Origin of the sequence: Bradyrhizobium sp. 138 (assembly GCF_023074075.1) — a bacterium.
In the GTDB taxonomy this organism is placed as follows: Bacteria; Pseudomonadota; Alphaproteobacteria; order Rhizobiales; family Xanthobacteraceae; genus Bradyrhizobium.
On the sequence record NZ_JADPKT010000070.1, the window covers coordinates 147429 to 165857 of the forward strand.

General features: G+C 65.5%; 15 protein-coding genes. 10 read left to right on the forward strand and 5 right to left on the reverse strand.

Going from position 1 to position 18429, the window contains the following annotated elements; all coding sequences use genetic code 11:
• Positions 1-18: 18 nt before the first annotated feature.
• Positions 19-975, forward strand: a complete 957-nt coding sequence (locus tag IVA79_RS22875; protein WP_247556922.1) for an alpha/beta hydrolase — start codon at positions 19-21, stop codon at positions 973-975.
• Between the two features lie 11 nt (positions 976-986).
• Here the strand turns inward: IVA79_RS22875 and IVA79_RS22880 are convergent, their stop codons facing one another.
• Positions 987-3866 carry a winged helix-turn-helix domain-containing protein gene (locus tag IVA79_RS22880; RefSeq protein ID WP_247556924.1) on the reverse strand — a complete coding sequence of 960 codons (2880 nt, stop codon included), beginning with the start codon at positions 3864-3866 and terminating at the stop codon, positions 987-989.
• A 339-nt stretch (positions 3867-4205) separates the two neighbouring features.
• Here IVA79_RS22880 and IVA79_RS22885 point away from each other — a divergent pair, with 339 nt between their 5' ends.
• Positions 4206-5192: an AraC family transcriptional regulator gene (locus IVA79_RS22885; RefSeq protein WP_247556926.1), complete on the forward strand. Its 987-nt coding sequence runs from the start codon at positions 4206-4208 to the stop codon at positions 5190-5192.
• A 169-nt stretch (positions 5193-5361) separates the two neighbouring features.
• Here the strand turns inward: IVA79_RS22885 and IVA79_RS22890 are convergent, their stop codons facing one another.
• The 3 genes from IVA79_RS22890 to IVA79_RS22900 all read right to left on the reverse strand — a co-directional run bounded on the left by IVA79_RS22890 (position 5362) and on the right by IVA79_RS22900 (position 8341).
• On the reverse strand, positions 5362-7683 hold the full coding sequence (locus tag IVA79_RS22890; protein ID WP_247556928.1) for a molybdopterin guanine dinucleotide-containing S/N-oxide reductase: 2322 nt from the start codon (positions 7681-7683) through the stop codon (positions 5362-5364).
• Positions 7684-7845: 162 nt separating this feature from the next.
• Positions 7846-8079 carry a hypothetical protein gene (locus IVA79_RS22895; protein WP_247556930.1) on the reverse strand — a complete coding sequence of 78 codons (234 nt, stop codon included), beginning with the start codon at positions 8077-8079 and terminating at the stop codon, positions 7846-7848.
• A gap of 67 nt (positions 8080-8146) precedes the next feature.
• Complete coding sequence (locus IVA79_RS22900; RefSeq protein WP_247556932.1) at positions 8147-8341, reverse strand: hypothetical protein; 195 nt, start codon at positions 8339-8341, stop codon at positions 8147-8149.
• 87 nt (positions 8342-8428) lie between these two features.
• Between IVA79_RS22900 and IVA79_RS22905 the strand changes: the two genes are divergently transcribed.
• Positions 8429-8944 carry a ferritin-like domain-containing protein gene (locus IVA79_RS22905; protein ID WP_247556935.1) on the forward strand — a complete coding sequence of 172 codons (516 nt, stop codon included), beginning with the start codon at positions 8429-8431 and terminating at the stop codon, positions 8942-8944.
• A gap of 57 nt (positions 8945-9001) precedes the next feature.
• Here the strand turns inward: IVA79_RS22905 and IVA79_RS22910 are convergent, their stop codons facing one another.
• Positions 9002-9859: an SDR family oxidoreductase gene (locus IVA79_RS22910; protein WP_247556937.1), complete on the reverse strand. Its 858-nt coding sequence runs from the start codon at positions 9857-9859 to the stop codon at positions 9002-9004.
• A gap of 268 nt (positions 9860-10127) precedes the next feature.
• Here IVA79_RS22910 and IVA79_RS22915 point away from each other — a divergent pair, with 268 nt between their 5' ends.
• The 7 genes from IVA79_RS22915 (at position 10128) to IVA79_RS22945 (ending at position 18416) form a co-directional block, all read left to right on the forward strand.
• Positions 10128-11378 carry an ABC transporter substrate-binding protein gene (locus IVA79_RS22915; protein WP_247556938.1) on the forward strand — a complete coding sequence of 417 codons (1251 nt, stop codon included), beginning with the start codon at positions 10128-10130 and terminating at the stop codon, positions 11376-11378.
• Between the two features lie 125 nt (positions 11379-11503).
• Positions 11504-12331 carry an AraC family transcriptional regulator gene (locus tag IVA79_RS22920; RefSeq protein WP_247556941.1) on the forward strand — a complete coding sequence of 276 codons (828 nt, stop codon included), beginning with the start codon at positions 11504-11506 and terminating at the stop codon, positions 12329-12331.
• A gap of 175 nt (positions 12332-12506) precedes the next feature.
• Positions 12507-13517: a branched-chain amino acid ABC transporter permease gene (locus IVA79_RS22925; protein WP_247556943.1), complete on the forward strand. Its 1011-nt coding sequence runs from the start codon at positions 12507-12509 to the stop codon at positions 13515-13517.
• Between the two features lies 1 nt (position 13518).
• The gene (locus tag IVA79_RS22930; RefSeq protein ID WP_247556945.1) at positions 13519-14601 is read left to right on the forward strand and encodes a branched-chain amino acid ABC transporter permease; all 1083 of its coding nucleotides are present in this window, start codon (positions 13519-13521) and stop codon (positions 14599-14601) included.
• Positions 14594-15376, forward strand: a complete 783-nt coding sequence (locus tag IVA79_RS22935; RefSeq protein WP_247556947.1) for an ABC transporter ATP-binding protein — start codon at positions 14594-14596, stop codon at positions 15374-15376. The genes IVA79_RS22930 and IVA79_RS22935 overlap by 8 nt, the downstream gene beginning before the upstream one ends.
• Positions 15369-17579 carry an ABC transporter permease gene (locus IVA79_RS22940; protein ID WP_247556949.1) on the forward strand — a complete coding sequence of 737 codons (2211 nt, stop codon included), beginning with the start codon at positions 15369-15371 and terminating at the stop codon, positions 17577-17579. The genes IVA79_RS22935 and IVA79_RS22940 overlap by 8 nt, the downstream gene beginning before the upstream one ends.
• Positions 17580-17582: 3 nt before the next feature.
• Positions 17583-18416: a phosphoenolpyruvate hydrolase family protein gene (locus IVA79_RS22945; protein WP_247556950.1), complete on the forward strand. Its 834-nt coding sequence runs from the start codon at positions 17583-17585 to the stop codon at positions 18414-18416.
• The last annotated feature ends 13 nt before the right edge of the window (positions 18417-18429 follow it).

An 18429-nucleotide genomic window follows, 5' to 3' on the forward strand; every position in this document is an offset into this window, starting at 1 on the left:
ACGTACCGGAGCGATGACATGAGTATTCCAGCCGCACTTGCCCTCTCGGCCGCAATGGCCTGCGCCACCGTACACGCGTCGGCACAAGACTTGCGATCGAGCCGGCGTTCGATCAGCTATCACACCGTCGAAGTCCGGGGCCTCGAGATCTTCTACCGCGAGGCCGGCCGCGCCGACGCACCGACCGTGCTGCTGCTGCACGGCTTCCCCTCCTCGTCGCGAATGTGGGAGCCTCTGCTGCCGCTGCTCGCCGACAAATATCACGTGATCGCGCCGGACTATCCCGGCTTCGGCAACAGCAGCGCGCCGCCGCCGGCCGCTTTCACCTACACGTTCGACAACATCGCCAGCGTGATCGGCGAGTTCACGACGAAGCTCGGTCTCGGAAAATACGTCCTGTTCATGCAGGACTATGGCGGACCTGTCGGCTTCCGCATGGCGCTCGCACATCCCGAGGGCGTCCGCGGCATGATCATCCAGAATGCGGTGTCGCACGAACAGGGCTTGAGCCCGCTCTGGGAAGCGCGTCGCAAATATTGGGCCGACCCGGCCCGCGAGCTCGAAGCGCTCAAGGCCAATTTCACCTCGCTGGAGGCGACACGTCAGCGGCATCTCGGCTCCAGCCCGCATCCCGATCGTTACGACCCTGATCTCTGGAGGGACGAATACGCATTTCTGACGCGTTCGGGACAGGCCGATATCCAGACCACGCTGTTCCTGGATTATCGGACCAACGTCGCCTCCTATCCCAAATGGCAGGACTGGCTGCGCAAGACACGGCCGCCGACACTGGTCGTCTGGGGCAAATACGATCCGTCCTTCACGGTCGCCGGCGCCACCGCGTATCGCGACGACGTGCCGGATGCCGAAATTCACATCCTCGATGCGGGCCACTTCGCGCTCGATGAAGCCGCCGACGAGATCGCTTCGCTCGTCCGGGATTTCCTTGCGCGACTGGACGGACATAAGGGCTGAGCAGGTGATGATCAGGCCGGCTGATCTAGCATCAGCCGTGCTGCCCTGAGATCGGCGGTCTCGAACCCCTCGGAGAACCGGGCATAGGTCTTGGCCAGCTGTTCGAGCGGATCTTGCGCGCCCTGCCGGTCGCGCAGCCGTGCCAGCGACATCTCGGCTCGCAGCCGCCAGGACAATGCACCCTGGCGTTCCGCGAGCGTTGCCGATGCGACTAGACTGGCCTCGGCAGCTTCGAAAGCGCCGCGACGGGCTTCGAGCTCTCCCCGCAGACGGAGCAGCTCCGGCATGTCGAAGGCGCCGCCTTCCTGCTCGAGCCGAGCAATGGTCTCATGCAGGACCTCGTGCGCTTCCGGCAGCCGTCCGAGGGCGACCAGCCCCTGAGCGAGATCCGCGGCGAACGCCGACACATAGAGCTCGTAGCGATCGGCGTGCAGGCGCGGAAGCGCGCTCCGCAACAGGTCGGTGCCGCGTGCCGCCTCGCCGCAGGCGATCATGGTCTGCGCCCGAAAGCCGGCCGCGACCGCTTCGTAAGGCACGAGCCCGTGCATGCTCGCATGCGCTACCAGGCGGGCGGTCATGGTCTCGACGGCAGGCCAGTCGCCAACCCATCCGAACACCGAGGCAGACCAGCACAGCGCGATACAATGCATGACCACGTCGCGCGGCGCTGACGCGCCGACGAGCGGGCGGACGCATTCGAGCGCACGGTCGGGATATCCGCGCAGCCACAACACCCGCGCGAGCGGGATCTGCGGCGTACGCGCATAAGCGAAATGTCCGGGCTCGGCTCCGCGGAGAGCGGCGTCGTCGCGCAAGCCCTCGTCGAGATGGGCTTGCGCCTCGGCCTGGTCCCCGGCGAGATGATAGGACACGCCGAGAAGCGCCTTGCTGCCGGCAATCCCTGCGCTGTCGCCGATCAGCCGGGCAATGCGCTCGGCCTGTAGCGCAGTCGGCACCAGATGCCGGTAGCCGCCGGTCCGGCGGTAGAACATATTGAGCCGCGAGAGCAGCCGGAATGTGTTGGCATGGTCGCCCAGCGCTTCCGCAATCTCCAGCCCGCGCCTGAGCGCCGCTTCGGCCTGCGCGCTGTTGCGCTCGGTGAACATGAAGGCGTGACCGAGTGTCGACTGGAGCTCGAGCTCCCACCTTCCGCCCCGGCTGGCGCCGTCCAGACCTGCGAGGACGCGATCCGACCAGATGCGCGCCTCGTTCAGCAGATTGAGCTCGACGAACAGCCTTGCGCAGCTTCCGGCCAGCGGCACGCGCAAATCGGCGCCGTCATCATTGGCGTAGCTCCATTCCAGCGCTGCGCGCGCATCGGCGAGCAAACCCGCCCGCTCCTGCGCGCGCGGCGCCTCGCCGCTGCCGCCGGGCTCGCTCATGCCGGCCTCGAGCGTGCGTTGGACGAACAGGGCATGACGTCGCGCGATCGCATCCGCCTGGCCGCCATCGGCCAGCTTCTGCATGGCGTAGGCACGCGTCACATCGAGCAGGCGATAGCGCCGCGATGCGCCGTCCGGCTGCGAGGACACCAGCGACTTGGCCACGAGCTGCTCCAGCGCGTGCACGACGATATCCTCCGGCATCCCTTCCTCGGCCGCCACCGCTGTCACGCCCTTCAACGTGAAGTAGCCCGCGAAGACGGCGAGCCGCTGAAACACGATGCGCTCGCTCTCGCCGATCAGACCGAAGCTCCAGTCCAGCGTGGCGCCGAGCGTCTGCTGCCGCAGGGGCGCCGTCCTCCGCCCGCGCCATTCGAGCTGCGGGTGGCTGTCGAGCAAAGCCGCCATCTCGCGCAGTCCGTAAAGACCGACGCGCGCGGCAGCAAGCTCGATGGCGAGCGCGATGCCGTCGAGTTTGCCGCAGATCTGGACCAGGACTTCCGCATCCTCGTCCGTGATGTCGTCGCGATGGCCCGCCGCGACGGCGCGATCCACAAACAGACGCGCGGCGGGATAACCCAGCACGTCGCCGACGCTGAGGCGGGCGTCCTGCGGCGGGCCGGCCAGCGGCACCAGATCGAAGATCCGCTCGCCTTCCACCAGCAGCGACTCGCGGCTGGTCGCGAGGATGACGACGCCAGGCGCCTCACGGAAGATGTCTTCCGCAAGACGGGCGACCTCGTCGATGACGTGCTCGCAGCTGTCGAGCACCAGAAGCAGCCGCCGCCCGCGCAGGAAGTCGAGGATGCTGCCCGAGGGATCGGCGTGATGCACGACGAGGCCTAGCGCGGCGGCAACCGTGCTCGACACCAGGGCGGCGTCCTTCAGTGGCCCGAATTCGATGAAATGGACGTTGCCGTCGAATGTGTCGCACATCTCATGCGCAATGGCGGTCGCGATGGTGGTCTTGCCGATGCCGCCCGGCCCGCGCAGCGTGACGAAGCGATCGCGGAGCAAGCGCGGCACCAACTCGGCCACAACGTCGTCCCGCCCGACCATCCGGTCCAGACGGTGCGGCAGGGTCGGCGGCGGCGCGGCCTTTTCGGGCGCCCGCGCCAGGGGCGCAGACGCCTCGACGCGCTCGCCACGCCGCACGGGCGCGACAAAGCAATAGCCCCGGCCCGGTATGGTGGTGATGTAGTGGATACCGTCCTTGCCATCGCCGAGCACCTTGCGCAGCTCCGCGACATTGACCCGCAGGCTGATCTCCTCGACCGAGAGTCCGGCCCACGCGTAGCTGAGAATCTCGTTCTTCGGCACCACCTCGCCGGCACGGCTGACGAGCAGACGCAAGATATCCATCGCGCGGCTGCCGAGCTTGACCGGCACGTCGTCCTTCTTCAGCAACCGCGAGCGCAGCGAAAAGGGGCCGAACGTGACCGTGTCGAGATCAGGGATCGTTCCGGGGTCGCCGCTGCGGGCGCCATATCCTGCCGAGAGCTCGGTCACATCTTGCTCAACTTGACGAATGCTTCATCAAAACGCGAAGCGAATATACAAGGCCCCGATGCGAGGTCCAGTGAAGGCACCGCGCGGATCTCACACTGGCTTCCATCGCCGCGCGAGGGCCGTGCTCTTCTCAGTCCGCGCAAATATCTGACAAATTAGCTACAATCAAAGCCTGCGGCGGGCTGTCGCATGGGTGCATGCCCACAAAATCTAACAGATCCTAATCACCACTAACGGGCGTCCTGGCCAACTCGCGCCTATCCTCCGAGCATGGAAAGCAATGGGTTTGCGCGTCTGCCTATCGTTGCAGACAGCGGCAAAGCCAGGAGAGGACGAACGATGTCGAGCAACTTGCACGCGGCGCATGCCTGGATGGATTTTTCGGCCGGCGCGCGGGATCACGAGACTCTTCGCACCAGACAGGTCATCTTCCGGGAGAGCCAATGGCGCCAGATCGATCGCATCCCGGAGGGCGCGATCGAGGACATCACGATCTCGCGATGGGAGGACTCGCGGAGCAGCTCGTCGCACGTAACGACGACGCCGGACGATCGCTATTTCATCGGTATCGCCCTGAAGACCACACGCGCGAAGCTGACACGGGACCGCCAGGTCATTTTCGAGGGCACCATGCCGGCGGGCACGCTGTATGTCACCGCACCGTCGAAATCTCTCGGCGTGCAATTTCAGTCGCCGTGTGCCTTCCTGCACGTCCACATCTCCTCGGACCAGCTTCCGGCACACCTGGTTGCGACTGACGGACTGAATGACCTCGTGCTGTTGCGCGACCCGCTCGCAGCCGAGCTTGCCAAGGCGCTGATCGAGCATGGTGATGCCACGGACCAGCATTTCGCGCGCTGCATCGGCCAGACCCTGGCGATGCATCTCACCCGGATGGAGTTGCCGCGCGCCAGGGTCAATGCCCTGCCGAAATGGCGGCTGCGGCGCGTCGAGCAATATGTCGCCGAGCATTTCCACCGCTGCATCAGCCTGTCCGAGCTCGCCAATGTCGCCGGACTGTCCAGGATGCACTTTGCCGCACAATTCCGCGCCGCGACCGGCTACCGCCCCCGCGAATATCTGCTCCATCACCGGACCGAGCATGCGAAGACGCTGCTCGCAACCACCGAACGTCCTTTGGCGGAGATCGCACTGGCCGTGGGCTTCAGCACGCAGGCGCATTTTTCGACCGTCTTCAAGCGCATCAGCGGCAAGTCTCCGGCACGCTGGCGCCTCGCCAGCAAGGGTGAACAACTCACCGTCGAAGCACCTGCGCGGCGTCGTCCTCTTGCCGATCGCGATTGGATCGCCAGCGCAGCCGCGTAAGCACGGCAACAGCGTGCCCCCTCGTGTCCCGGACAAGCTGCAACGCATGAGCGTTGCAGCGCAGAGCCGGGATCCAGATGGCAACATGGCACAGCGCGGATGGATGGGCCCCGGCTCAGCAGCGCACCGTCAAAGGGACGCTGCGCTGCGTCCGGGGCACGATGATCCACTACACGGGATCGAATGCACGGATCGGCGGCAGATTGCCGGTGAACTTCTCCACCTCGACCGCCGTCAGCTGACCGGTGCAGCCCTGCGCCAGGGATGAGGTGCCGACGTCGCGGGTGAGCACGTTCGGATTGCCGTGAACGCAGAGCGGCGCCTCGTCTTCGGGGTCCATCGGATCGTACCAGGCACCGGTCGGAAGCTGCACCACGCCGGGCGCGATGCCGTCGGTGACGTGGACCGCGGCAAGGCAGGCGCCGCGCTCGTTGAACAGGCGGATGATGTCGCCATCCCCGATGCCGCGCGCGTCCGCATCAACCGGGTTCATCCGTGCGACCTCGCGGCCGCGATGTTTCGAACTGAGCGAATGTCCGCCGAAATCGAGCTGGCTGTGCAGGCGCGTCACCGGCTGGTTGGCGACGAGGAAACACGGCGCGCCCGGCTTGGGCATGTCGGTCTTCTCGAGCCAGACCGGATGTCCCGGACAATCCGCATCGCCGTGGTCCGCGATCTTCTGCGAAAAGATCTCGATGCGGCCGCTCGGCGTCGGCAGGGCATGATTGACCGGGTCTTCGCGAAAACGGCGCAGCCGGCCGCCGTCATCGGGCTGCTGCGGCACGACCAGGCTGCCGCGCGCCCAGAATTCGTCGAAGGTTGGGGCTTCCAGGCCGCGCTTGGCGAGCGAGGCGCGGGTCGGCGCGTAAAGATATTCCAGCCATTGCCGCGACGAGCGTCCCTCGGTGAAGGGTTCGCGCGCACCAAGGCGCTCGGCGAGATCGGCGAAGATGTCGTAGTCGTCGCGCGCAAGGCCAAACGGCTCGGCGACCTTGTGCATGGCGACCATCAGGGGATCGTTGGTGGAATAGCCGATGTCCTCGCGTTCGAGCGTCATCGTCGCTGGCAGCACGATGTCGGCATGGCGGGCCGTGGCGGTCCAGGCGAGCTCGTGGACGACGAACGTATCGAGTTGCGCAAAAGCCTTGCGCAGGCGGTTGATGTCCTGATGATGGTGGAAAGGATTGCCGCCGGCCCAATAGACCAGGCGGATGTCCGGATAGGTCCGCGTCTCGCCATTGTAGCGATAGGTGGTGCCGGGATTGAGCAGCATGTCGGCGATGCGCGCCACCGGAATGAAATCGGCAACGCCGTTGCGGCCCTGTCCCAGCGTCGGCCCCGGCACGTCGTTGACACGGCGGCCGTAATAGCCGATCGCACCCAGCGAATAGGCGTAGCCGCCGCCGGGAAGCCCGATCTGGCCGAGGGCTGCCGCCAGCACCATGCCCATCCACACCGGCTGCTCGCCATGCTCGGCGCGCTGCAGCGAATGCGAGACGGTGATCAGCGCGCGCTTGCCGGCGAGCCGGCGCGCCAGCTTCCGGATCGTGTCGGCGTTGATGCCTGAGATCGCGGCGGCCCATTCGGCGTGCTTGGCTTGCCCATCGCTCTCGCCGGTGAGATAGCGCAGGAAGACCGGCCAGCCCTCGGTGTAGCGATCGAGAAAGGCCTGATCGTGCAGGCCTTCGCTGACCAGTGTGTGCACGAGGCCGAGCATCAGCGCGGTGTCGGTGCCGGGCAGGCAGCTCATCCATTCCGCGCCAGCTTCCACCGGCAGATCGTCGCGCAGCGGACTGACCAGGACGAATTCGCAGCCGCGCCGGCGCGCCGCGGCCATGGCGCCACGCTCGACATGCTTGCTGATCGAGCCGCCGGCCACCATGGAGTTCTTCAATGCCATGCCGCCGAATGCGAGCACGATGTCCGTGTCACCGGCGATCTGCTCCCAGGTGACGTTGCGCTTGGTGATGTCCTCATAGCCCGCCAAAATCTGCGGCAGCAGCACCGAGGACGCGCCCGACGAGTAAGTGTTCACCGAGCGGACATAGCCGCCCATCGCGATGTTGAGGAAGCGATGCACCTGGCTCTGGGCGTGATGGAAGCGGCCCGCGCTCGACCAGCCATAGGAGCCGCCGAACACGGCGGCGGGGCCGCGCGTGTCGCGGATGCGGCAGAGCTCGTCGCCGAGCAAATCGAGGGCTTTCTCCCAGCTGACGGAGACGAACTCGTCGCGGCCGCGGCGATTGTCGGGGCCCGGCCCGCGCTTGAGCCAGCCGCGGCGGATCGCCGGCTGAGCGATGCGCGCCTGGTGGCGAAGCGCACCGGGAAAATTGTCGATGATGCCGTTCGGATCGGGATCGCCCGCATAGGCCCTGACCTCAAGGCCAGCCGCGCCCTGACGCGCGGAAAACACGCCCCAATGCGAGGTGTGCGGCTTGAAGCCATCCGACAGGTCCAGACCGGGGTCGGGGAAGCCAATCGTATCGTCCATCGTCTGATCCTTGTTCCGGCGGCGCGGGCAATCAGGCGGTAATATACCGATCCGCTCCGGACGTCGTCGAGATCAGCGTTGATGGAAACGCTTACCTGCCCCGCGCAAACCAGCCTCAGGGCCGCTGAACAGGCCCGAGCGCGATAGCAAGAACTCCCTGCATCACCCGCGTGCGCAGCAATCGACCAGCAGCTGCCAGATCCGCTGCGCCTCCTCGCGCTCGCGGGTCTCCGGCACCTTCTCCGCGCTTGACCGATCAAACTCGGCGATCGGTTCACGAGGCTCGATCCACTGCTCCGAGATTGGGTCGTACCATTTTCCGATGTTCATCTCAGTCAAGGCGATCGACTCACAGATTTGCTCAACGATTGAGCGATGCGCCTGCCGCGGCCTCATTCGAGCCTTCGGCGACGCGCCACACATTACCAATCATGAGCTCGTGCGATCGTTCCGTTTTGCCGCATCACCCCGGCCGGGCCGGATGAAGCGTGCGCGGATGCCGCTCGTGCAGCAACCGCGCGAGCTCCTCGCGCTCGGCTTCGCGTCCCTTCATGGCGGTCTCGAACAGCGCCTCCTGGATGTCGCGAGGCATGTCGCCCCATACATCCATCGCCGCGCGTCCGAGCAGGCCCGCGAGATGATCAACTCCATCGCTCATTCGGCTCTCCTGGTCTGCACACCGGAATGGAACAGCTGCGGGCATCCAGCGTTCCACTGCCATCATTGTGAAAAGGAGGCGTCTTTTATGGGATTCTTCATCAAGGACATCAAATCGATGGAAGACCTGCTGCTGCACGGGCTGCAGGACATCTATTACGCGGAGCAGCAGATCCTGAAGGCGCTGCCCAAGATGATCGACAAGGCGACCAACAGGGACCTCGCTGCCGGACTGAAAGCGCATCTGGACGAGACCAACAAGCAGGTCGAACGGCTCGACAAAGTGTTCGCGAAGCTCGGCAAGGAGCCCGGCGGCACGCAGTGTCCGGCCATCGACGGCCTGATCGAGGAAGCCGACGCGACCGCAGGTGAAATCGAGGACAAGGCCGTGCTCGATGCCGCGATCGTCGCCAACGCGCAGGCTGTGGAGCACTACGAGATGTGCCGCTACGGCACGCTGATCGCCTGGGCGGAAGAGCTCGGCCACGACGACATCGTGCGCTTTCTCACCACCAATTTGAACGAAGAGAAGGCGGCCAACACCAAGCTGAACACGGTGGCGCTTCGCAAGGGCGTCAACGCCAAGGCGTCCCACGCCGCCTGATCGAGATCTGCCATTGCGACGTGGCGGCCCGACTTTCCGGTGCCGCCACGGTGCTCGTCAGATGAACGGCTTGCCGCCGGTGACGGCCAACGTCGCCCCCGACGTGTAGCTCGAGAGCGGATCGGCCAGCATGACATAGGCGGTTGCGAGCTCCGCTGGCTGGCCGGCACGCTGCATCGGGACTTGCTTGCCGAAGTTCTTGACCCTGTCCTCCGACATCGTCGACGGAATCAGCGGCGTCCAGATCGGACCCGGAGCAACGGCGTTGACCCGAATGCCCTTCTCGGCCAGCATCTGGGCAAGCCCGCCGGTAAAGTTCTGGATGGCGCCCTTGGTTGTGGCATACGCCAGCAAAGTTGGGTTCGGCATGTCCGAGTTCACTGACGCCGTGTTGATGATTGCAGCGCCCGGCCGCATGTGAGGCACGGCGGCCTTGGTGAGATAGAACATGGCGTGGATGTTGGTCTCGAACGTGCGCTGCCACTCTTCGTCGCTGATGTCTCCGATCTCCCTGAACGTGGCCTGGTGGGCCGCATTGTTGACGAGGATATCGATGCCGCCGAGCTCCTCGACGGTGCGACGCACGATGGATCGGCAGTGCTCGGGATTGCGGATGTCGCCGGGAATCAGGATCGCCTTCCGTCCCGCCCGCTCGACCAGCGCCTTGACCTCGGCCGCATCCTCGTCCTCGTTCAAATAGGAGATGACGATGTCCGCGCCCTCACGGGCATAGGCGATCGCGACCGCGCGACCGATGCCGCTGTCGCCTCCGGTGATGAGCGCCTTCTTTCCGGCCAGCCGTCCCGAGCCTCTGTAACTCTCCTCGCCATGATCGGGGCGTGGTTTCATCGCACGCGTCGAGCCGGGCATCGGTTGCTGCTGCGGAGGATAAGGTGGCTTCGGATAGTCGGTCATGAGGCGGCTCCAGCAATCTGCTCGGCTAACGGAGCCCCGCCGGAAGCGTTCCTGTGACCCGCGCTGCTGCACCGCGGAACCATTTGCGCCGCAGCATCCGAAAATGAGACTGCCCGTCAAACCGGACAAGGCGCTCTCGCATGCACCGCATCCGACTTCGGCTAGCTTCTCTTTCAAAGCCGCGGGCCTTCGGGAGCCAGCCTCCGAGAGTCAAGCGGCGCCGCGCCGGTTCGGTGCGGCCATAATCGACGACACAGGGAGGAGCACAATGTCGAAATGCAGTGTGGGACTGCTCGCGCTGAGCAGCCTGTTTCTTTCAGGCGCAGCGATCGCCCAGGAAAAGATCAAGGTCGGCGTGACCGCGACCCTCGAAGGCACCTACACGGTGCTCGGCGAGGACGGCATGCGCGGCCATCAGACCGCGCTCAACGTGCTGGGCAAGAAGATCGGCGACAAGGAGCTCGAATTCATCGTCGCCTCGACCGACGCGACACCGGACTCCGCGGTGCGCGCCGTGCGCAAGCTGATCGAGCAGGACAAGGTGCAGATCCTGCTGTCGCCGCTTTCCGGCGACGAGGGCATCGCGGTGAAGAATTTTGCGAAAACCCATCCCGAGCTGACCTTCATCAATGCGGCCTCGGGCGCGCAGGAAACGACTTACGTCGATCCGGCCCCGAACTTCTTCCGCTACAACATGGACGGCGCGCAGTGGCAGGTGGGCCTCGGCAAATACGCCTATGACGAAAAGAAGTATCGCAAGATCGCAACCGTCGGCGAGGACTACTCGTTCATCTACACCCAGGTATTCGGCCTCGTGCTCGAATTCTGCGGCGCCGGCGGACAGGTCACCAACCGGCAATGGGTGCCGCTTGGCACCAAGGATTTCGCCTCGGTCATCGCCGCGCTGCCTGATGATGTCGATGCGATTTATCTCGGCCTCGGCGGTGCCGATGCCGTCAACTTCCTCAACCAATATCAGCAGGCCGGCGGCAAGGCGCATCTGATGGGCGGTTCCATCATGATCGACCAGACCATCCTGTCGTCCAAGGGCAACGCCAAGAATGCCCTGATCGGCACCATCGCGGCGAGCGGCCAGGCCGACACCTGGGAGGACCCGGGCTGGCAGAAATTCGTGAAGGCCTATCAGGACGCCTTCCCGCCCAACAAGCGGTTCCCGAGCCCCTCGCTGCTGGCTACCAATTACTATGACTCGACCATGGCCCTGATCCTCGCGCTGCGCGAGGTCAACGGCGACCTCAGCGACAATCAGTCGAAATTCAAGGCTGCATTGGCGAAGATCGAGATCGATGCGCCGAACGGCAAGATCAAACTTGACTCCAACCGCCAGGCCATCGGCACCAACTTCGTCACCGAAGTCGTCGACGACGGCAAGGGCGCCCTGTTCAGCAAGGTCGTGAAGGTGATCCCCAATGTGAACCAGACGCTTGGCTATGATCCGGCCGTATTCTCCAAGATCGGACTGCCAAGCCGCACCGTGCCGGAATGTAAGAAATACTGACGCATCACGGCTGGAGGCGCGCAACTGGGGAGCGACTTGCTGACGCGGTCGCTCTCCGCTCTTGCAATCTTGGCGGCGTTGTTGAACGCTGCGTGAAAAGACAAGAACATTCGGGAGGGGAAGGCATGAGCCGTGCGCTCGCCGTCTTCCATGGCCGGTTCGGTCGGGCGACGGTTTATCAGTTGAACCGCCCTTTCAATATCCACGCCCATCGTGAAGGTCATCTGATCTTCCATGTCGGCGGCATGCCCGCATGCATCGACGTGTCCGACGGACACTACGATCTCACCGAGACGTCCGTCGTCGCGGTCAATCCCTGGGAGCCGCACAATTTCCTGCCCGCTGACCTCGACGGCGGCGCGATCTTCTTCGTGCTCTACGTCAATGCTGAATGGTTTGCACCCGATGCATCCGGCACTCACCGCCTACGTTTCGGCCGCACCCAGTTCAAGCGCACGCCGGCCCTCGACAAGCACATCAGGCGGACCGCCGCGCTCGTGTGCGGCGCACCATCGCTCTCCAGTCTGGATTCCGAGCTGCGGAGGCTGATCGACATCTGTTACGACGAAAGCTGGCAGCAGGCCGAGATCGCGCGCGATCCGCGCGCAAACGGCTCCGTCACCGATTTTCGCGTGCGCAAATGCATCAAGATGATGTCGGAAAGCCCTGGTGCCGAGATCGAGCTCGATACGATCGCGCGGGAATCCGGCCTGTCGCGGCCACATTTCTACCGACTGTTCCGCACCCAGACCGGCGTCACGCCGAATCTCTATCTCAACACGTTGATCATGGAACAGGCGCTCGATGCGCTGGTGGCCAGCGAGACGCCGATCGCGGATATCGGCTTCGATCTCGGCTTCTCCTCGCAGAGCGGTTTCACCCGCTTCTTCGCCGCCAATGTCGGGATGGCCCCGACCGATTATCGCCGCGCGGCCAAGATTTTGCGCGCCTAGTCTCCGCGCGAAAAGATACTCACGATCAAACGTTCCCCTCCGAGCCTGGCTAGGATGTCGGCAACGCGATCCCGAAAGAGGATCGCGACCGACGGGAGCGCACGTCCATGGCGAGGCCAGCAGCCGGCATCGGCTTGCATGCCCCCTCGCCCCGCAAGCGGGGCGAGGTGAAGCCATGAGCCGCTTTGTCGAACGCCATCCGGCCTGGGCACTGATCGTGATCATTGCCATTGCTGTCGCGCTCTGGCTGATTTTCGCGGTCTGGCCGCCGGGCCTCGAAGAGGCCGTCGGCCGCAAGCGCGTCTTCCTCAATGCCGTCTTCAACGGCATCACGCTCGGAGGGCTGTACTTCCTCGTCGCCAGCGGCTTCACGCTGATCTTCGGGTTGATGCGCAACGTCAACCTCGCGCACGGCTCGCTCTATCTGTTCGGCGGCTATGTCGGCTACGCCATCAGCACGGCGACCGGCTCCTGGGTGCTCAGCTTCATCGTCGCCTTCATCCTCACTGCCCTCGTCGGCGTCCTGCTCCAGGTGATCGTATTCCGCCGGATGGAGGGACAGGATCTCAGGCAGACCATGGTGACGATCGGGCTTTCGATCGTGTTCGCCGATCTCATGCTGTGGGCCTGCGGCGGCGATTTCTACCAGGTCCAGACGCCGAACTGGCTGATCGGCCCCGTGGAGCTGCCGCTGATCACGGCGATCAAGTCGTCGGGCGAGCCGGTCTATCTCCGATATCCCATGGTGCGGCTGGTGATCTTCGCCGCGTCCGTGATCATCGGCGTTGCGATGTGGCTCGCGCTCAATCGCACCCGCATCGGCATGATCATCCGCGCCGGCGTCGACGACCGCGATATCCTCGCCGCGACGGGCGTGCGGATCCAGCTCGTCTTCGTCCTGGTGTTCGCATTCGGCGCAGGGCTAGCGGGCATCGCCGGCGTCGTCGGCGGCACCTTCCAATCGTTGTCGCCCGGCGAGGACATTCGCTTCCTGCTCGCCTCCCTCGTTGTCGTGATCGTGGGCGGCATGGGCTCGATCCCCGGCGCCGCGCTCGGCGCGCTGATCATCGGCCTCGCCGAGCAGCTCGGCTCGGTCTACATCCCGACCTATGCCATTGTCGTGACCTTCCTGATCATGGTGCTGGTGCTGGCGATCCGGCCGCAAGGCCTGTTGGCGAGGCGCTGACATGTCGCTCGCCCACGACGCCCGCGTTACCGCATCTCCCGCCACGATGGCGCAGCGCGCGGCACGGACATGGCCGGAGATCAACAATCCCGCGGCCTGGGTCGTCGCCGTCATTCTCGTCATCATGCCGCTGATCGCGAGCGGCTTCTTCCTGATCGAGATCTTCGCCTCCACCTTGATTCTCGGCACCATGGCGCTGAGCCTGATGTTCCTCGCCGGCTATGGCGGCATGGTCAGCCTGATGCAGCTCACCATCGCGGGCTTCTCGGCCTACATGGTCGCCGTGTTCGGCATCAGCGGCAACGCCAATATCAGCCTGGGCTGGCCGTGGTGGCTCGCGGTGCCCATGGCGCTGGCGCTGGCGACCGCGTTCGGCACGCTCGGCGGCGCACTCGCGGTGCGCACCGAAGGCATCTACACCATCATGATCACGCTCGCGATTGGCGCGGCCTTCTATTATTTCACCAACCAGAACTGGGCGATCTTCAACGGCCATACCGGCATCAATACCGTGGCCACGCCGCGCTTCTGGGGCGTGAACTGGCGCGCCGACATTCCCTTTTACTACATCGTGCTCGCGGTCGCCGCGCTCTGCTACTTCGCCGTCCAATATCTTTCGCGCGCGCCGTTCGGCCTCGCCCTTCAGGGTGTACGCGACAATCCGCGCCGCATGGCGGCGCTGGGCTTCAACGTCAATGCGCACCGCATCGCCGCCTATGCCTTTGCCTCCTTCGTAGCCGCGCTGGCCGGCGTGCTCCAGGTCTGGAACTATCGCCAGATTTCACCGGGCTCGGTCAGCGTCGGGGCCTGCATCGACGTGCTGATCATCGCCGTCGTCGGCGGCATCACGCGGCCGATCGGGCCCTTCATCGGCGCGCTGATCTTCGTGCTGCTGCGCACCTTTGCGCTCGACTTCCTGGTCAGGCTCGGCCTCGACGGCAACCGCTTCCGCCTGCTGATCGGGCTCGGCTTCCTCGCCATCGTGTTCTGGTCCTCGGACGGCGTCATCGGCCTGTGGCAGCGCTGGCGTCAGAGCCAGAAGCGCGACGCCAACCGATCCGGCGGAGGGCACCGTCATGGATAGCGTCGCCCAACGTCTCTCCGTTGTCGGCGCGGGCGCTGCGCTTGAGCTCCGCGGCGTGACACGCTTGTTCGGTGCACTCGCGGCGCTGACCGATATCACCATGACCGTGCGCCCGGGCGAACGCCGCGCCGTGCTCGGCTCCAACGGCGCCGGCAAGACCACATTGTTCAACTGCATCACCGGAGACTTCGCGCCCTCCTCCGGCACCATCCGCTTCTTCGGCGAGGACGTCACGCACTTCCCGCCCTACGAACGCATCCGCCGCGGGCTGCGCCGGACCTACCAGATCTCGGCGCTGTTCCCCGGCCTCACCGTGCAGGATAACGTCTATCTCGCCTGCCGCGGCGTCTCGCGCGGGCGCTTCTCGTTCCTGCGTCCGGGACAGAACGATGCCTTGATGCATGCGGCGGACAATCTGGTCCAGGCCGTGCATCTTTCTGCCGTGAAGGACCAGCGCGTGGCCGAGCTCGCGCACGGCCAACAGCGTCAGCTCGAGATCGCCCTCGCGCTCGCCGGCGCCCCGCGCTTCGTGCTGTTCGACGAGCCGGCCGCGGGTCTGTCACCGACCGAACGGGCCGAACTGATCGAGATCCTGACTTCCCTGCCGGCGCATATCGGCTACATCATCATCGAGCACGACATGGACGTGGCGCTGCGCGTCGTCGAGAGCGTCACGATGATGCACAACGGCCGCATCTTCAAGGAGGGCCTGCCGGAGGAGATCCAGTCCGACCCCGAGGTGCAGGAGCTTTATCTCGGAGGCGGCCATGAATGAGGTCCGCCGCTCTGCCGCCGCACTCGAGGTCCGCGGGCTCGACGTCTACTACGGTCACTCGCACGCCCTGCAAGGCGTCGACCTCACGCTGGAGAGCGGCGTGTTCTCCGTCGTCGGCCGCAACGGCATGGGCAAGACCACGCTGTGCAAGGCGATCATGGGGCTGGTCGGCGTGAGCGGCGGCTCGATCCGCGTTCGTGGCGAGGACGTCACGCGGCGGCCATCGGCCCAGATCGCCCGGCTCGGTGTCGGCTATGTGCCGCAGGGCCGCCGTCTCTGGCGCTCGCTCAGTGTCGATGAGCATCTGCGGCTGGCCGGCGGGATGCGCTCGGGCGCATGGACCGTCGAGCGCATCTACGACACCTTCCCCCGCCTCGCCGAGCGCAGGGATCACGGCGGCGGCCAGCTCTCCGGCGGCGAGCAGCAGATGCTGGCGATCTCGCGCGCGCTGCTCACCAATCCGCAACTCTTGATCATGGACGAGCCGACCGAGGGCCTTGCGCCCGTCATCGTGGCGCAGGTCGAGGAGATGCTGCTGCGGCTGGGCGAGGACGGCGACATGTCCGTGCTCGTGATCGAGCAGAACATCGGTGTCGCCACCGCGATCTCGCGCAATGTCGCGATCATGGTCAACGGCCGCATCAATCGCATCATCGATTCCGCGCGGCTCGCCGCCGACCGCGAACTCCAGCAGCGCCTGCTCGGCGTCGGGCTTCACGCCGAGCTCGAGCCCGATATCGAGACCCCCGCATCCGGCCCCGAGGCAAAACCGGCGCCGGCGCCACGGCACGACGGGCCGATCCGCATCTACATCTCCAACCCCTCGCTTCCGACGCGATGGTCGCAACCGGTGCCTATCGCCCGCATCGAGGCCGCTGCGCGCACGCTCTCGACGCAAATCGCGCGGCTCGACGAGACGGCGCGGCGCAAGCGCGAGCCGATGGCGGCGCAGACCGCCGGCCCGCCGGTCGTGCTGGTCGTCGGCACGCTCGACACCAAGGGCCTCGAGGTGCGCTTCATCCGCGACATCATCGCCGAAAGCGGCCTGCGCACCCGGCTGGTCGACGTCTCGACCAGTGGCAAACATTCGTCCTGCGACGTCTCCGCGCAAGAGATCGCCCTGAACCACGGCCGCGGCGGCTCCGCCGTGTTCGGCCCGGACCGCGGCGCTGCCGTGACGGCGATGGCGGATGCGTTTGCCAATTGGCTGCGGCGCCAGGGCAATGTCGCCGGCGTGATCTCGGCCGGCGGCTCCGGCGCGGCGTCGCTGGTTGCCCCGGGCATGCGCGCGCTTCCCGTCGGCGTGCCCAAGCTGATCATCTCCTCCATCGCGTCGGGCGACGTAGGACCTTATGTCGGCCCTGCCGACATCACCATGATGTACTCCGTCACCGACGTGCAGGGGCTGAACTCGATCTCGCGCGCAGTGCTGGCTAACGGCGCCAATGCGCTCGCCGGCATGGTCAAGGCGCGGCTCGATGCGCGGGCCGCGACGGCTCGCGAGGCCGGCGGCCTGCCTTCGGTCGGCATCACCATGTTTGGCGTGACGACGCCGGCGGTGCAGAAGATCGCCGCCGATTTACGCGGCGATTTCGAATGCCTGGTCTTCCATGCCACCGGCGTCGGCGGCCGCTCCATGGAGAAACTCGTCGAGTCCGGCCAGCTCGCCGGCGTCATCGACCTCACCACGACAGAGGTCTGCGATCTCCTCATGGGCGGCGTGTTTCCGGCGACGGAAGACCGCTTTGGCGCGATCATCCGCAGCCGCGTCCCCTATGTCGGCTCGGTCGGCGCGCTCGACATGGTCAATTTCGGCGCGCCCGACACCATTCCCGAGCGCTACCGCGGCCGCAAGTTCCACGTCCACAATCCGCAGGTGACGCTGATGCGGACGACCGTGGAAGAGAACGAGCGGATGGGCCGCTGGATCGGCGAGCGGCTCAACCAGATGGATGGCCCGGTTCGCTTCTTGCTGCCTGAGGCCGGCGTCTCCGCACTCGATGCGCGGGGGCAACCGTTCTGGGATCCGGACGCCGACACCGCGCTGTTCCGGACGCTGGAGCGTACCGTGCGGCAGACCGGCAATCGCCAACTCATCCGCGTCCCCAACAACATCAACGATCCCGACTTTGCCGCCGCCATCGTCAGTGCATTCCGAACCCTGTTCGGCCGCACCGGCGCGCGGCGGAGACTAGCGAGGTGACCGATGGCGAGGTTTGAACGCGCTGCACTTCTGAAGAGGTTTCGCGAGATGGCGAGGCGCGGCGAGCCCATCGTCGGCGGCGGCGCCGGTACTGGACTGTCAGCCAAGTGCGAAGAGGCCGGTGGTGTCGATCTCATCGTCATCTACAATTCCGGCCGTTATCGGATGGCCGGCCGCGGCTCGCTCGCCGGGCTGATGGCTTACGGCGATGCCAATGCCATCGTGCTGGACATGGCGAACGAAGTGTTGCCCGTGGTCACGAGGACGCCGGTGCTTGCGGGCGTCAACGGCACCGATCCGTTCCGCGACATGGACGTCTTCCTCGACCAGCTGAAGGCGCTCGGGTTTGCCGGCGTCCAGAACTTTCCGACCGTCGGCCTGATCGACGGCACCTTCCGCGCCAATCTGGAAGAGACCGGCATGTCCTATGCGCTGGAGATCGACATGATCGCCAAAGCGCACGACAAGGACATGCTGACGACACCCTACGTGTTCAGCGAGAAGGAGGCCGCCGCGATGGCGATCGCCGGCGCCGACATCATCGTCTGCCACATGGGCCTGACGACCGGCGGCTCGATCGGCGCGCAGACGGCACCGAAGCTGAAGGATTGTCCGGCGCAAATCGACACCTGGGCGTCTGCAGCGCTCAGCGTCAATCCTGATATCCTGGTGCTGGCGCATGGCGGCCCGATCGCGGATCCCACTGACGCCGACTTCATCATGAAGAACACCCGCCATTGCCATGGCTTCTACGGCGCATCCTCGATGGAGCGACTGCCCGTGGAGCGGGCGCTGACGGAGCAGGTACGTCAATTCAAGGCGATCGGCGCGCGCTGACGCCTGAAGGGTT

Coding starts and splice junctions, on each gene's coding strand:
- IVA79_RS22875 (WP_247556922.1), top strand. CDS start 19: ATGAGTATTCCAGCCGCACTTGCCCTCTCGGCCGCAATGGCCTGCGCC.
- IVA79_RS22885 (WP_247556926.1), top strand. CDS start 4,206: ATGTCGAGCAACTTGCACGCGGCGCATGCCTGGATGGATTTTTCGGCC.
- IVA79_RS22890 (WP_247556928.1), bottom strand. CDS start 7,683: ATGGACGATACGATTGGCTTCCCCGACCCCGGTCTGGACCTGTCGGAT.
- IVA79_RS22895 (WP_247556930.1), bottom strand. CDS start 8,079: ATGAGGCCGCGGCAGGCGCATCGCTCAATCGTTGAGCAAATCTGTGAG.
- IVA79_RS22900 (WP_247556932.1), bottom strand. CDS start 8,341: ATGAGCGATGGAGTTGATCATCTCGCGGGCCTGCTCGGACGCGCGGCG.
- IVA79_RS22905 (WP_247556935.1), top strand. CDS start 8,429: ATGGGATTCTTCATCAAGGACATCAAATCGATGGAAGACCTGCTGCTG.
- IVA79_RS22910 (WP_247556937.1), bottom strand. CDS start 9,859: ATGACCGACTATCCGAAGCCACCTTATCCTCCGCAGCAGCAACCGATG.
- IVA79_RS22915 (WP_247556938.1), top strand. CDS start 10,128: ATGTCGAAATGCAGTGTGGGACTGCTCGCGCTGAGCAGCCTGTTTCTT.
- IVA79_RS22920 (WP_247556941.1), top strand. CDS start 11,504: ATGAGCCGTGCGCTCGCCGTCTTCCATGGCCGGTTCGGTCGGGCGACG.
- IVA79_RS22925 (WP_247556943.1), top strand. CDS start 12,507: ATGAGCCGCTTTGTCGAACGCCATCCGGCCTGGGCACTGATCGTGATC.
- IVA79_RS22930 (WP_247556945.1), top strand. CDS start 13,519: ATGTCGCTCGCCCACGACGCCCGCGTTACCGCATCTCCCGCCACGATG.
- IVA79_RS22935 (WP_247556947.1), top strand. CDS start 14,594: ATGGATAGCGTCGCCCAACGTCTCTCCGTTGTCGGCGCGGGCGCTGCG.
- IVA79_RS22940 (WP_247556949.1), top strand. CDS start 15,369: ATGAATGAGGTCCGCCGCTCTGCCGCCGCACTCGAGGTCCGCGGGCTC.
- IVA79_RS22945 (WP_247556950.1), top strand. CDS start 17,583: ATGGCGAGGTTTGAACGCGCTGCACTTCTGAAGAGGTTTCGCGAGATG.